We start from the raw sequence: 14,115 nt of genomic DNA on the forward strand, positions 1-14,115 counted from the left end.
GGACGGCCGCACCGCGGCCCACGACATGTTCGACGCCGACGTGGCGTCCAAGGGCCTCGGCATCGAGCTGGTGTCGGCCGGCGACGGCGCGGCCGTGGCCCGGATGCGGGTCACCCCGGCCATGCTGAACGGCCACGCCATCGGCCACGGCGGCTTTGTCTTCCTGCTCGCCGACACCGCGTTCGCGCTGGCCTGCAACAGCCACGGCCCGGCGACCGTGGCCGCCGGCGGCGAGATCAGCTTCCTCCGCCCGGTCCGCGAGGGCGACCTGCTGGAGGCCCGGGCCACCGAGCGGGTCCGCTACGGCCGCAGCGGCCTCTACGACGTCACGGTGTGGCGGGACGGCGAGGTCGTCGCCGAGTTCCGTGGCCGCAGCCGCACCATCGCCCGCGACTGACCGGCGTGCCGGCCCGTCCGCCCGCAGCGCTGCGGCAGGATGGGCCGATGGCACACATCCTGCTCCTGCACTCGGTCTACGGGCTGCGCCCCGCCGTGCTGGCCGCCGCCGACCGGCTCCGCGCCGCCGGGCACGAGGTGAGCACCCCCGACCTGTACGAGGTGCCGGCCGCCGACACCGTCGACGCCGGCTTCGCGCTGTTGGAGAAGATCGGCCGGGACGTGGTCCTCGACCGGGCCCGCGCGGCGGCGGCCGGACTGCCCGCCGACACGGTGCTGGCCGGCTTTTCCATGGGCGCGGGCGTCGCCGGGGCGCTGCTCGCCGAGCGGCCGGAGGCCGCCGCGCTGCTCCTGCTGCACGGCACCGGCGGCGATCCCGCCTCGGTACGCCCCGGCCTGCCGGTGCAGCTGCACCTCGCCGACCCCGACGACTACGAGACGCAGGACGAGGTGGACGACTGGCAGCGGGCGATGACCGCGGCCGGCGCCGAGCTGACCGTGTACCGCTACCCGGGCCCCGGGCACCTCTACACCGATCCCGGCACGCCCGATCACGACGCGCCGGCCGCCGCCCTCACCTGGGACCGCGTCCTGGCGTTCCTCGCCGACCGCTGACCTGCCGGAGCGGCTCCGTCCGGCCGCCCCGGGACGACGTCCGGGTCGGAGTGGCCCCGTGCCCGCTCCGGCCCGGACGTCGTCTCACGCGGCGAGCCCCCGCACGCCGCCGGCCAAGGTCAGCCCGGCCCGGGCGGACGCCCCCACCGGCCGCTCCCCGCCGGCCCGGCGCGGACGTGGCGGCCCGACGGCTGGCGGTCGCCCGCCCACCGCCCCTACCCGGCCCGCCGACTCGCGCGACGGGCCGCCGGGTAACGGGTCCCGGAGCCCCGGGAACACCCCGAGCCGCGCCCGCACCGCCCGGCCCGGCCGGTTGCCGCCGGCCCGGACCGCCGGGAGGGCGCCCCGGGCAGAGGACTCGGCGGTGGCGCCCCCCGACACCCCCGCCGGCCGGCCCGCCGCGGCGTCGGCCGGTCCGACGTGGACGGCGACCGTCCGCCGGCTGCCCGTCCGCCGGCTGCCCGTCCGCCGGCTGGCCGGCGCGCCGGTTCCCGCCGCCGCGCCGCCCCCCGACGCCGCGGCGGCCCTCGCCGCCGCACCCGGCGTCGGGCCGCCCACCGCGACCGTGCCGGGCGTCAGGCCGCCCCCCGCGGCCGTGCCGGGCGTCGGGCCGCCCCCCGCGGCCACACCCGGCGTCGGGCCGTCCGCCGTCACACCCGGCGTCCGGCCGCCCGCACCGGGGACCGGCGCCGGTCGGGCCCCTCCACCCGACCGGTGCCCCACCCCGGCGGGGCACGTGGCCCGGCCGGTGGTGACCCCGCCGGCGGCCGGGCGGGTCGCCCCGACCGGCTCGGCGTCCCGCAGCCGGCGGGCGAACTCCGCCCGCACGGCACGGGGCAGCCGGTGCGCGGCCACCCGGGCCACGGCCGGCTCGGCGACCGCGTACCCGCCGGTGGTGGCCCGGCGCAGCAGGCCCGCGTCGACCAGCGCGCGCAGCACCGGCTCGGCGCGCCCGGCCGGCCAGCCGAGCATCCGCGCCAGCGTGGCGGCCGGGACGTCCACATCCCGCGCGGCGACCGCCATCAACACGGCCCGCCGCTCCCCGTCCAGCCGGTCCAGCCGGGCGTCGACCAGCCGGCGGACCGGCTCGGGCACCCCGGCCGGCTCGGCGTCGGCGCCGAGCATGGCGGCGTACGCCGCCGCGGCGCCCGGGTTGCCGCCGATCAGCGGGAGCAGCTCCGCGGCCGGCGCCGTGGGCCGGCCGGCCCGGTCGAGCAGGTGCCGCAGCAGCCGTCCGGTGTCGACGGTGCCCAGCGCGGGCAGCGGCACCCGGCGCCGTCGGCCGGCCGCACCGGGCAGCAGGTCGGCCCAGCGCGGACCGTGCGTGGCCACCACGGCGAGCGGCAGGCTCCGCTCGGTGGCCGCGGCGAACACCCGGTGCAGGAACCGGTTCAGCGCCGGCGCGGCCCGGTCCAGGTCGTCCACCGCCACCACCACCGGCTGGCCGGTGGCCAGGTCCAGCAGGAGCTCCCGGCACACCTCGGCGCCGCCCGCGGCGGCTGCCGGGTCGGCCGGCGCGGCCAGGAACTCGGCCAGCGCGTGCGCCGCCGCGCCGCGCCGGGCCGCCGGCAGCCCGTCCAGGGTGGCGCCCAGCCGCCGGCGTACGGTCTCCGGCGACTGGCCGTCGCGCAGCCCGGTGAGGCCGCGGACCAGGTCCGCCAGCGGCGCCAGTTCGCCGTCCGGGAACGGCGGGCAGCGCGCGACGCACCACCGCACCGGAGTACCGTCCACCGTCGACACCGCGCGGACCAGCTCGTGCAGCAGTCGGCTGCGCCCGCTGCCGGCCGGGCCGACCAGCGAGATCCAGCGTGGACGGCGCTCCCGCACGGCCCGCGCGATCTCGTCGCCGGCCGTGGCCAGCTCGCGGCGGCGGCCGACCAGCGGGCCGTGGTGCCGGTCCGGCCGGCGCCGGGCCACCCCGGTCACCCGCCAGACGTCCAGCGGCGCCGCCCGGCCGGCCACCGCCAGGGCGGTGAGCGGGCGCTGCTCGACCAGGCCCGCGACGGCCCGCCGGGTGGCCGCGCAGAGCACCACCCCGCCGGGCGGGGCGTGCTCCTGCAGGCGGGCCGCCGTGGTGATCACCGCGCCGCTGGCCGCGCCGTGCCCGCCGTCCCGGGTGGCGGCCAGGTCGACCAGCACCTCGCCGGTGGCCACGCCGACCCGGACCCGCAGCCGGGTGCCGGCCGGCAGCCGCCGGTCCAGCGCGTCCTGGATCTCCAGCCCGGCGCGTACCGCCCGGTAGGCGTCGAAGCCGTCGGAGCCGTGGGCCCCGAACAGCGCCATCACCGCGTCGCCGACGTACTTCTCCACCACGCCGTGCCATCGGTGGAGCACCGCGGCCACCGTGCCGAAGTAGGCCTGCTGCAGCGCCCGCACGTCCTCCGGGTCGAGCCGCTCGACGAGGCCGGTCGACCCGACGATGTCGGCGAAGAGGACGGTGACCGTGCGCCGTTCCTCCGGCACGGGCCAGCGGGCCCCGGTGACCGCTTCCCGACTCCCCACGGGCGTGGTGATCAGCATCGCACCCACCCTTTCCCCGGTCCGGTGCCTGACGACCACCGGAGACTTTCACCACCGGGTCCTCGGGGGATCGGTAGGACGACGTATGTCGACCACCCGCAACCATTAGTCGTAATGTCGACGCGAGGAGTACCACAAGGGCGCTGAGCCCGTAGAACGGTGCGGGAACCTGTGACTAGGCTGCGGGGCATGGCCAGCGATGTGGACACTGCGCCGCTCGTCGGCCGTGCCGACACGGTGGGGGCGCTGCGGTCGGCCCTGCTCGACGACGTCGCCCCCGGTCAGACCGCGGCCGTGTTCCTCACCGGCGAGAGCGGGGTGGGCAAGACCCGGCTGCTCACCGAGGTCGGCGAGCGACTGCGGGACGCGGGCGCGCTGGTCCTCACGGGCGTCTGCCTCGACATCGGCGACGCCTCGCCGCTGCACCCGCTGCGCCAGGCGCTGCGCCGCCTCGACGCCGACCTGACCGAGGCCCGCACCTCGTCGGCGGTCCGCGGCCTGCTCCAGGTCTTCGACGAGGAGACCCCGGGCCCGGACGGCGCGGGCGCGCTGCTGGAGCGGGTGTCGCGCGGCCTGCACCTGGTCGCCGGCGGGCGGCCGCTGGTGCTCGTCCTCGACGACCTCCAGTGGGTCGACCGCAGCACCCGCCAGCTCCTGCTGTACCTGCTCGCCGGCCTCGGCGACCTCCAGCTGTCGGTGCTCGCCGCGATCCGGGCCGAGTCGTTGCAGGGCGCGCACCCGCTGCGCCGGGTGCTCACCGAGCTGCGCCGGCTGCGCTCGGTCCGGGTGGTCGACCTGGCGCCGCTGGACCGGGCCGACACCGACGAGCTGGCCGCCGCGATCGTGGGCACGCCGCTGGCCCCCGAGGCCGCCGACCAGATGTGGCAGCGCAGCGGCGGCAATCCGTTCGTGGTGGAGGAGCTGGCCCGGGACCTGCGTGACGGCCACGACGGCCTCTCCGACACGCTGCGCGAGGTCTTCCTGGCCCGCGTCGACGCGCTGCCGCAGCCCGCGCACGCCGTGGTGCACGCGGTCGCCGCCGGGGTCGAACCGGTCGAGCACTGGCTGCTGGCCCAGGTCGTCCGGCTGCCCGAGGACCAGCTGATCGAGGCGGTCCGGGAGGCCGTGGCGCACCGGCTGCTGGTCGGCGCCGACGACGGCTACCGGCTGCGGCACCGCCTGGTCGCCGAGGTGCTGGCGCACGAGCTGCTCCCCGCCGAGCGGGCCGCGCTGCACCGCCGCTACGCCGAGACGTTGACCTCGGCCACCGCCGAGCTGCACCAGGCCCGGCTGGCCCACCACTGGCGGCTGGCCGGCGAGCCGGCCCGGGCCCTGCCGGCCGCGATGGCCGCCGCCCGGGAGGCCGAGCGGCTGCACGGCTACGCCGAGGCGCACCGCCACTGGTCGGCCGCCCTGAGCCTGGCCACGACCCCGCCCGCCGTGCTGCCCGACGGCGGCCGGCCCGAGCCGGTCGAGGTCGACCGGGCCGAGCTGCTGACCCACGCCGCCGAGGCCGCCCACCACTGCGGTGAGCACGCCCGCGCGCTGGCCCTGCTGGAGGAGCTGGCCGCCGACCCGGCCGGCCCGCCCACCTGCGCCCTGCACATCCGGCGGGCCCGCTACCTGGCCGCCGCCGGCCGGTCCGCGCCGGCCGAGGCCGAGTACCGGCGGGTGCTCGCCGCGGACGACTGCACGCCCCGGGAGCGGGCCACGGCCGCCGCCCACCTGGCCGAGCTGCTGCTGCACCTGGGCCGCTACGCGGAGGCCGGCGACCAGGCCCGCGAGGCGCTGCGGCTCGCCGCCGACGTCGAGGGCACCGCCTCGGAGGTCGTGCTGGCCAGCGCCGCGCTCGGGTTCAGCGAGGCCTACCTGGAGGACCCGGACGCCGGGCTCGCCGTCATGCGGGAGGCGCTGGACACCGCCGAGCGCTCCGGCCGGCCGGAGGACGTGGCCTGCGCGTACCTGCACCTGGCCGAGCTGCTCACCGGGCCGCTGAACATCCTCGAGGAGGGCGTGGTGGTGGCCCGCCGGGGCGCCGAGCGGGTCGCCGAGCTGGGGCTCGGCCGCACCTGGGAGACCCGGCTGCTGGCCATCGCCACCAACGGGCTGTTCCGGGTGGGGCAGTGGGCCGAGGCCGAGAAGGTGGTGGCGGCCGCGCTGCGGCACCGCCCGTCCGGCGCCGACGCGGTCGAGCTGCTGCTGGCCCGGTGCCGGCTCTCCGTCGGCTACGGCGACGTCGAGGCCTCCGACCGTGACCTGGAGGCGGTCGCCACCGTGCTGGCCGGCGGCGGGGCCCGGCACGTGCTGCCGATGCTCATCCTGCGGGCCGGGCTGGCCATGTGGCAGGGCCGGCACGACCTGGCCCGGCAGGCGGTCCAGCGGGGCCTGACCGAGAGCCGGTCCGACGACGTCATCGTGCTGGCCACGCTGGCCTGGCACGGGCTGCGCGCGGAGGCGGAGGCGTCGGCCAGCCGGACCGTCGAGGTGGACCCGAACGCGGTCCGCCGGCTGCGCGGGGTGGTCGACCGGGTGGCCGCCAAGAGCGGGAAGGCGGGCGCCCCGGTGCGCTACGTCGCCGACGCGTTCCTGGCCCTCTGCGCCGCGGAGCTGAGCCGGCTGGACGACGGCCGGGGCGACCCCGAGCTGTGGGCGCGCGCGGCCACCGAGTGGGACCGGCGCAACCACCCCTACCCGGCGGCCTACTCGCGGCTGCGGCAGGCCGAGGCGCTGCTGGCCCGGCGCAGCCGGGTGGCCACCGCCGGCAAGCTGCTGCGGCAGGCCCACCGGACGGCCCAGTCGCTCGGCGCCGTGCCGCTGAGCGAGGAGATCCGCACGCTGGCCGGGCGGGCCCGGGTGGCCCTGGACGACGGCGCCCCCGCCGCGCGTCCGGCGCCCCGGCCCCGGGCCGCCGAACCGGCCGCGCCCACGGTGGACGAGCTGGTGGTGCTCACCGCCCGGGAACGGGAGGTGCTCGCGGCGGTCGCCGAGGGGCTGACCAACCGGGAGATCGGCCAGCGGCTGTTCATCAGCGAGCGGACCATCGGCGTGCACGTGTCGCACATCTTCGACAAGCTCCAGGTCCGCACCCGGGTGCAGGCCAGCGCGATCTTCCTGCGCAACCGGGCCGAGTAGCCGCGCGTCGGCAATACGTCGTTCTACTGATCCGGCCGGCGTACGCCGGCTGGAAGGCTGTCCAGCGTCACCGGGTGGCGTCGTGGGGGCGCCGACCACTGTGGAGGAGAGATGACCGAACCGGTCTGGGGTCCCGTGCACCAGGACATCGTCGGGCTGCTCGCCGACCACCCCGCCGATGTGCCGGCGGTCGTCGACCACCTCACCAAGCTCCAGGACCTGCTGGTCCGGCTGCCTCCGCTGGAGGAGAGCTGCCCGCTGGCCGATTTCAACAAGCTCTACCTGGTCATCACCTCCACGGTCCTCGACGGCCTGTACGACGACCGTTTCACCGACCCGGCCTTCCTGGCCCGGCTCGACGTGGAGTTCGCGGCCCGCTACTTCGACGCGCTGCGGTTCTGGACGGACTCCCACCCGAGCACGCCGAAGGCCTGGTCGTGCCTGTTCCGCCGGATGCGCGGCCCGGACGCGCGGCCGCTGCCGTCGGCCGCCGCCGGGGTGAACGCCCACATCAACTACGACCTGCCGTTCGCGCTGGTGACCACTTTCGACAGCCTGGAGTCCGAGCCGGTCGACGGCAGCGACCAGCACCACGACTACCTGGAGATCAACAAGATCTTCGCCGAGCGGATCCCGGAGCTGCGCCGCGGCTACCTGGACCACTGGCAGCTGATGATCGACATGGTGAACGGCGACATCGACGACTGGTACCAGGGCGAGCTGGTCGAGTACACCCGGAACGTGGCCTGGCGCAACGCGCAGAAGATCTGGCGCTGCCGGCACGACCCGGAGGCCCGCGAGTGTGAGCGGATGCGGCTGGACGACAACGCCGCACTGCTCGGCCGGCTGCTGCTGTCGCCCCTCGGGGCGTTCCTGCAGTAGCCGGGACGGGGGGTCCCCGCGTCCCGCCGCCGGTCGGGCGCGGGACGCGGGGACGCCGTCGGTGGTGCGAGGATGGGCCGGTGGAAGAGGCGCTCCCCGGCAACGTGACCGCGGGGGTGGTCCGGGTCGGCGACACCGTCCGGCGCCCGGCCGGCCCGTGGACCGCGAGCGTCGACGCCCTGCTCGGCCACCTGCACGCGGTGGGCTTCGGCGGCGCGCCCCGGCCGCTCGGCCGGGACGACCGGGGCCGGCAGGTGCTGGAGTACGTCCCGGGGGAGCCGGGCGACCCGGCCGGGACGTACTCCCTCGACGAGCTGGCCTCGATCGGCGCGTTCCTGGCCGATCTGCACGACGCGACGGCGTCCTTCACGCCCCCGCCCGGCGCGAGCTGGCAGACGGCGATCGCCCCCGACGGCGCGGAGCTGGTCTGCCACCACGACGTGGCGCCGTGGAACCTGGTCCGCTCGGCCCGGGGGTGGGTCCTCATCGACTGGGACGGTGCCGGCCCGGGCACCCGGCTCTGGGAGCTGGCGTACGCGGGGCAGAGCATGGCGGGGATGCGCCCGGACCGGGCGCCGGACGAGTCCGCGGCCCGGCTGCGCGCCCTGGTCGACGGCTACGGGTTGCCGGCGGCGGAGCGGCCGGCGCTGGCCGCGCTGCTCGGCCGCCGGGCCCGGGCCATGGTCGACCTGCTGGCGGCGGGCGCCCGTGACGGGGTGCAGCCCTGGGCGCGGATCCACGCCGAGGACGGGGCGTACTGGCGGGCCACGGCGGCGCTGCTGGACGCCGGGGTGGACCGCTGGACGGCCGCCCTGGCGTGACCGGTCAGCCGCGCCGGGTCCGCCCCCGGTACGCGGCCGCGGCGGCCCGGTTGTTGCACAGCTCGCAGCAGTAGCGCTGCCGGCCGGCGCGGGTCCGGTCCAGGTACGGCGCGTCGCATCCGTCGGCCGCGCAGACGCCGAACCGCTCCGCCCCGCCGGTCGCCGCGGCCCGGGCCAGCGCCCCGGTGACGAGGGCGGCGAACGGTCCGGCCGGGCCGGGCCGGGGCAGCGGGGTGAGCCGCAGCGTGCCGTCGGGCCCGGGCTCGACCACGGTGCCGGCGCTCACCTCGGCGAGCACCTCGTTGAGCGTGGCCACCCGGGCGGCCGGGTCGGGCGCGGCGAAGACCGCGTGGAGCCGGTCGCGCAGGTCGCGCAGCCGGGGCAGGTCGGCCTCGGTGAGCGGTGCGGTGACCTCGGCGAGGCCGACGTCCCGGGCGGCGGCGCGCAGCCGCGCCACCGAGAGCTGGTCGACCGGGTCCTGGAGCACCCAGTAGCTGTGCAGCAGCGTGATGGCCAGGCGCAGCGCGGGCTCCAGGGGTGGCACCGCGCTCATCCGCGTCCCCTCCCTCGTCGGGTTGCCGACACGTCCGCCGTCCTCCCGCACTTGACCGATCGCCGTCCGCCATCCTAGCGTCGTCAGCTGTAAAATGAGTTTAAAAACTTATGGAGGTGGCACATGCGACGTCTGCCCGCCCTCGTGTCCGTGGCCGCGCTGCTGGTCACCGGCGCGCTCGCCGGCGGCGGCAACGCCCAGGCGGAGGCGCCCGCCGAACCGGCGGCCGCGGGCCACGCGGCGCCCACGGTGATCCGCGACATCGAGATCCCGGTCGCCGGGCAGCCGGCCGTCCGGGCCTGGCTGGTCCGGCCGCAGCGCGCCGGGGGCGGGCTGGCCGGGGTGCTGGACCTGCACTGGTTCGAGCCCGGCCGGGCCAACCAGGACCGCAGCGAGTTCCTGGCCGAGGCGACCGCCCTGGCCGGACGCGGCGTGGTGTCGGTCCTGCCGCAGCTCACCTTCCCGTGGGCGGGCGACCCGGTCGGCGACGGCCGGGACCGGGGCGCCGTCACGGCTCAGCTCGACGGGGTGCGGGCGGCGTACCGGCGGCTGCTCGCCGAGCCGGGGGTGGACCGGACCCGCACCGCCGTGGTCGGCCACGACTACGGCGCCATGTACGCCGCCGACCTGGCCGCCCGCGAGCCGGGGCTGCGCACCGCCGTGCTGCTCGCGCCTGACGCGACCTGGGCCAACTGGTTCGACAGCTACTGGCTCCACCTGCCGGCGGGGGAGAAGGAGGCGTACCGGGCGGTCTTCGCCGGCCTGGACCCGGTGGACCTCGTGGTGCGGCTGGGCGCCGGGGCGTACCTCCAGTTCGCCGGCGCGGACCGGTTCGTCGGCGCGGAGACCCGCGCCGCCTTCGCCGCCGCGGCGCCGCGGGCCACGGTGTCGCTCTACCCGGAGGAGGAGCACGACCTGGGCGCCGCGCGCACCCGGGACGACCGGGTCGCCTGGCTGGCCGGCCGGCTCGGGCTGCCCGGCTGACCCGAGGGACCCACCGGACCGGGCGGCGTCGGGGGGGCGTCGCCCGGTCCCGGCCGGGTGGGGGAGCGGCCGGGCCGACCCGGGCCGAGGGCGGGAGCGGGTGTCGGTCCGGCCCGACCGGGTACCCGGCGGCCATGCCGCACACCGGTTCGGTCCGCCGCTTCGCCTTCCGGTTCGACCCGGCGTTCCGGTTGCCGCTGGCCCTGCTCGGGGTGCGGCCGGAGACCGCCCGGGTCGAGCTCGGCCCGGACGAGATGACCGTGCGGTTCGGTCCCTGGCGGCTGCGCACCGCCCGCGGCAACGTGAGCGGGGTCGAGCTGGGCGGCCCGTACCGCTGGTGGCGGGTGGTCGGACCGCACCTGTCCCTGGCCGACGGCGGGGTCACCTTCGGCACCGGCGTGGCCTCCGGGGTCTGCCTCCGCCTCGCCACGCCGGTGCCGGCGCTCGTCCCCGGCCCGTGGCCGCGCCACCCGGCCGTCACGGTGACGGTGACCGACCCGGAAGCGCTGCGCGACGCCCTGGCCACCCCACCCTGATCATCTTTCTCCCGCTTGCCCGGTTCCGCCGGGCCGCGCCCCGCGTACCGCCTACCGTCGGTGCAGGGCCTGAAGGGGAGCACATGGCGGAGGCACGGGACGGGGCACAGCCCCGGCGGACGCGGGGGCGCCGCCACCACGCGCAGTCGACCCCCGCGGACCGGGCGCTGCGCGACGCTCGCGACCCGGACCGCGGCGACCGCGCCCGGCGGGGTCCGGCGACGCTGCCCGAGCGCGTGGAGAGCCCGGTGCGGCGGGCCCAACCGACCGGCGGGTTCCCCCGCTGGCTGTTCCAGCACCGGGTGCAGCCGGAGGGCCCGGAGACCCGCGAGCACCAGTCGAAGGGCCATCCCTGGTGGCGGGTGATGTGCCTGACCGGCGTGGACTACTTCTCCACCCTCTCCTACCTGCCCGGCATCGCCGCGGTGGCGGCCGGCGCGCTGAGCCCGCTCGCGACCCTGCTGATCGTCGCGCTGACGCTGTTCGGGATGCTGCCGATGTACCGGCGGGTGGCCCGGGAGAGCCCGCACGGGCAGGGCTCGGTGGCCATGCTGGAACGGCTGCTGCCGTTCTGGCGGGGCAAGATCTTCGTGCTGGTGCTGCTCGGCTTCGTGGCCACCTCGTGGATCATCACGATCACGCTCTCCGCCGCCGACGCCACCGTGCACCTGCTGGAGAACCCGGTCCTGCCCGAGTCGTTCCCGCACGGCACCACGGCCGCCGTGGTGGTGACCGTGGTGCTGCTGCTCATCCTCGGCGGGGTGTTCCTGCTGGGGTTCAGCGAGGCGGTGCAGGTCGCCATCCCGCTGGTGGCGGTCTTCCTCGGGCTGAACGCGGTGATCGTGGTCGCCGGCCTGGCCGAGGTCGCCGCCGAACCGGAAGCGCTGGCCGGCTGGACCGACCGGCTGACCCGGGTCGGCGGCGGGGGCGACGTGCTGGCCACCAGCGTGCTCGCGTTCCCGCTGCTGGTGCTGGGCCTCTCCGGCTTCGAGACCGGAGTGAGCATGATGCCGCTGATCAAGAGCGACGGCGTCGACGCCGAGCACCGGTTGGCGGCGCGGATCCGCAACACCCGCAAGCTGCTCACCACCGCCGCGCTGATCATGTCGGTCTACCTCATCGCCACCACCTTCGTCACCACCGTGCTCATCCCGGCGCACGAGTTCGCGCCCGGCGGGGCGGCCAGCGGCCGGGCCCTGGCCTTCCTGGCCCACGAGCACCTGGGCGAGGCGTTCGGCACGGTCTACGACATCAGCAGCATCCTCATCCTCTGGTTCGCCGGCGCCTCGGCGATGGCCGGCCTGATCAACATCGTGCCCCGCTACCTGCCCTCGTACGGCATGGCGCCCGAGTGGGGGCGGGCGGTCCGGCCGGTGGTGCTGGTCTACACGGCGATCAGCATCGCCATCACGGTCGCCTTCCGCGCCGACGTCAACGCCCAGGCCGGCGCGTACGCCACCGGGATCCTGGCCATGATGGTCTCCGGTGCGATCGCGGTGACCATCTCCGCCTACCGGTCGCGGCACCCGTTCGCCGGGATCGGCTTCACGGTGCTCACCCTGGTGCTGCTCTACGCGCTGGTCGAGAACGTCATCGAGAAGCCGGACGGCATCACCATCTCCGGCCTGTTCATCGCCGGCATCGTCGCCGTCTCGCTGATCTCCCGGGTGTCCCGGACCACCGAACTGCGCGCCGAGCGGATCGAGTTCGATGAGGCGGCACGGCGGTTCGTCGCCGACTCGATCGCCCACGACGGCCGGCTGCACCTGATCGCCAACAAGCGGCAGAGCGGCTCGCTGAAGGAGTACCGGCTCAAGGAGCGCGCGCAGCGCGGCATGAACCCGGTGCCCGGCGCCGCCGACGTGCTCTTCCTGGAGATCGACGTCAGCGACCCCTCGCGGTTCAGCGAGGTGCTGCGGGTGCACGGGGTGGAGGTCGGCGGATACCGGATCCTGCGGGCCAACAGCCCCGCCGCGCCCAACGCCATCGCGGCCATCCTGCTGGCCCTGCGGGACGCCACGGGGGTCCGCCCGCACTGCCACTTCGAGTGGTCCGAGGGCAACCCGATCGCGCACCTGCTGCGCTACCTGATCCTCGGCCGTGGCGACACCCCGCCGGTGGTCCGGGAGATCATCCGCAAGACCGAGCCGGACCCCACCCGCCGGCCCGGCATCCACGTGGGCGGCTGAGCACCGCCTCCGGCCGCCGGCCGCGTCCCGGTCCCACGGCCCGAGCGGTACGCCGGCCGCCACCCGCAGCGGGCGGCGCCCGGCTGCCGGCGCCCCGCCCGCGGCGCGCCGGTCAGGCGAGCGCGCGCACCCGGGCGAGGAAGTCCCCGGCGCAGAAGTCGAGGAAGCCGTCCGGGTCCGGGCCTGCGTTCTGCAGCACGATGTGGTCGAACCCGGCGTCGACGTAGGCCTTCACCTTCGCCAGGTGCGGCTCCGGGTCCGGCCCGACCGAGAACTGCTGCCGGATGTGCTGGTCCTCCACCCAGATCGTCGCCGCGTCGAAGTTCACCGGGTTGGGCAGCTCGCTCATCACCTTCCACCCGGTGACCGCCCAGCGGCTGGTCTCCTTCGCCGCGCGCACCGCCTGCTCCTCGTCGGAGGCCCAGGCCATCGGCACCTCCGCGTAGTGCGGCCCCCGCCCACCGGCCTCCTGGTAGCGCTCCACGATCGACGGCTTCGGCTCGGTGGCGAACAGCCCGTCGCCCAGCTCGGCGGCCATCGCCGCGGAGGACCGACCGCTGGCCGCCACGGCGATCACCGGGGGCGTCGAGGGGAGGTCCCACACCCGGGCGTCCTCCAGTTGGAGGTGCCGGCCCTCGTACGACTGGTAGCCGCCCTGCCAGAGCAGGCGGATGATCTCCAGGGCCTCGCGCAGCCGCTCGTGCCGGCCGCGGACGCTGGGGAAGCCCCGCCCGACCACGTGCTCGTTGAGCCGTTCGCCCGCGCCCACACCCAGGGTGAACCGCCCGCCGGAGATCAGCGCCATGGTGGCCGCGGCCTGGGCGATGATCGCCGGGTGGTACCGCACCGAGGGGCAGGTGACCCCGGTGGCCAGCCCGAGCGTGCTGGTCTTCGCGGCGATGGCGCCGAGCGCGCTCCAGGTGAAGCAGGAGTGCCCCTGTATTTCCAGCCAGGGGTGGTAGTGGTCGCTCATCTCGACGAAGTCGAAGCCGGCCTGTTCCGCGCGGACCGCCTGCCGAATGAGTTCCTGCGGGCCGAAGGCCTCCGAGGCCAGCTTGTAGCCGATCTGCATCGCCCTGGTCTCCCGTCCTCCGCGCGGCTGGACCGCTGCCGTTCCCGCCCCGGACCCCGACAAACACCGCCGGAACGAAGGACCCAGCCTCCTAGGACGCCGTAGCGGTGGTGACTCTGCGCGCGCCGGGCACGAAAGGGCCCGCGCCTCGGGGGAGCGGGCGCGGGCCGGGTGTGCCGGGGTGGGGCCTACTTGGACGGCTCGGGCAGCTTGCAGTCCACCTTGGGGTTCGCGCCGATGTAGTTCAGCGGGCCGGCCACGATCGTGACGAGGATGGTGCCGGCCTCGGCGCAGTTGGTCTCGTCGTTGCCGTAGTAACCGCGCTGTCCGGCGGCGATGGCGCCGATGATGAGCCAGATGACGACCAGGACGCCGACTATCGAGGTGCCGCGCATGGGTTGCCTCCACTGGGGTT

Annotated in this window: 12 protein-coding genes; 8 read left to right on the forward strand and 4 right to left on the reverse strand. The window is 76.7% G+C overall.

Annotated features, from left to right (window positions below):
- Positions 1-25 precede the first annotated feature (25 nt).
- Entirely contained in the window at positions 26-397 is a 372-nt protein-coding gene (paaI, locus tag RMN56_RS24285; RefSeq protein ID WP_313724849.1) for a hydroxyphenylacetyl-CoA thioesterase PaaI, read from the forward strand.
- Between the two features lie 47 nt (positions 398-444).
- Positions 445-1,011 (forward strand): dienelactone hydrolase family protein, encoded by a 567-nt coding sequence (locus RMN56_RS24290; RefSeq protein ID WP_313719850.1) that lies wholly within the window; start codon positions 445-447, stop codon positions 1,009-1,011.
- Positions 1,012-1,095: 84 nt separating this feature from the next.
- On the opposite strand, the gene RMN56_RS24295 is transcribed toward RMN56_RS24290, so the two are convergent.
- Complete coding sequence (locus RMN56_RS24295; protein WP_313719851.1) at positions 1,096-3,531, reverse strand: adenylate/guanylate cyclase domain-containing protein; 2,436 nt, start codon at positions 3,529-3,531, stop codon at positions 1,096-1,098.
- Between the two features lie 189 nt (positions 3,532-3,720).
- Between RMN56_RS24295 and RMN56_RS24300 the strand changes: the two genes are divergently transcribed.
- The 3 genes from RMN56_RS24300 to RMN56_RS24310 all read left to right on the forward strand — a co-directional run bounded on the left by RMN56_RS24300 (position 3,721) and on the right by RMN56_RS24310 (position 8,366).
- On the forward strand, positions 3,721-6,663 hold the full coding sequence (locus RMN56_RS24300) for an ATP-binding protein (protein ID WP_313719852.1): 2,943 nt from the start codon (positions 3,721-3,723) through the stop codon (positions 6,661-6,663).
- 111 nt (positions 6,664-6,774) lie between these two features.
- The gene (locus RMN56_RS24305; RefSeq protein WP_313719853.1) at positions 6,775-7,545 is read left to right on the forward strand and encodes a DUF5995 family protein; all 771 of its coding nucleotides are present in this window, start codon (positions 6,775-6,777) and stop codon (positions 7,543-7,545) included.
- 80 nt (positions 7,546-7,625) lie between these two features.
- The gene (locus RMN56_RS24310) at positions 7,626-8,366 is read left to right on the forward strand and encodes a phosphotransferase enzyme family protein (RefSeq protein WP_313719855.1); all 741 of its coding nucleotides are present in this window, start codon (positions 7,626-7,628) and stop codon (positions 8,364-8,366) included.
- A gap of 4 nt (positions 8,367-8,370) precedes the next feature.
- On the opposite strand, the gene RMN56_RS24315 is transcribed toward RMN56_RS24310, so the two are convergent.
- A complete protein-coding gene (locus tag RMN56_RS24315) occupies positions 8,371-8,919 on the reverse strand; it encodes a CGNR zinc finger domain-containing protein (RefSeq protein ID WP_313719856.1) in 549 nt (182 codons plus the stop codon).
- Between the two features lie 123 nt (positions 8,920-9,042).
- Here RMN56_RS24315 and RMN56_RS24320 point away from each other — a divergent pair, with 123 nt between their 5' ends.
- From RMN56_RS24320 to RMN56_RS24330, 3 genes are all read left to right on the forward strand, one after another.
- Complete coding sequence (locus RMN56_RS24320) at positions 9,043-9,903, forward strand: alpha/beta hydrolase family protein (RefSeq protein ID WP_313719857.1); 861 nt, start codon at positions 9,043-9,045, stop codon at positions 9,901-9,903.
- A 134-nt stretch (positions 9,904-10,037) separates the two neighbouring features.
- Positions 10,038-10,439, forward strand: coding sequence for a hypothetical protein (locus RMN56_RS24325; RefSeq protein ID WP_313719859.1), 402 nt, complete (start codon positions 10,038-10,040; stop codon positions 10,437-10,439).
- An 83-nt stretch (positions 10,440-10,522) separates the two neighbouring features.
- Positions 10,523-12,628 carry an APC family permease gene (locus RMN56_RS24330; protein WP_313719861.1) on the forward strand — a complete coding sequence of 702 codons (2,106 nt, stop codon included), beginning with the start codon at positions 10,523-10,525 and terminating at the stop codon, positions 12,626-12,628.
- Positions 12,629-12,740: 112 nt separating this feature from the next.
- Here the strand turns inward: RMN56_RS24330 and RMN56_RS24335 are convergent, their stop codons facing one another.
- Complete coding sequence (locus RMN56_RS24335; protein WP_313719862.1) at positions 12,741-13,700, reverse strand: TIGR03557 family F420-dependent LLM class oxidoreductase; 960 nt, start codon at positions 13,698-13,700, stop codon at positions 12,741-12,743.
- Between the two features lie 188 nt (positions 13,701-13,888).
- Positions 13,889-14,095 (reverse strand): hypothetical protein, encoded by a 207-nt coding sequence (locus RMN56_RS24340; protein WP_013286658.1) that lies wholly within the window; start codon positions 14,093-14,095, stop codon positions 13,889-13,891.
- Between the last annotated feature and the right edge of the window lie 20 nt (positions 14,096-14,115).

Origin of the sequence: Micromonospora halotolerans (assembly GCF_032108445.1) — a bacterium.
In the GTDB taxonomy this organism is placed as follows: Bacteria; Actinomycetota; Actinomycetes; order Mycobacteriales; family Micromonosporaceae; genus Micromonospora; species Micromonospora halotolerans.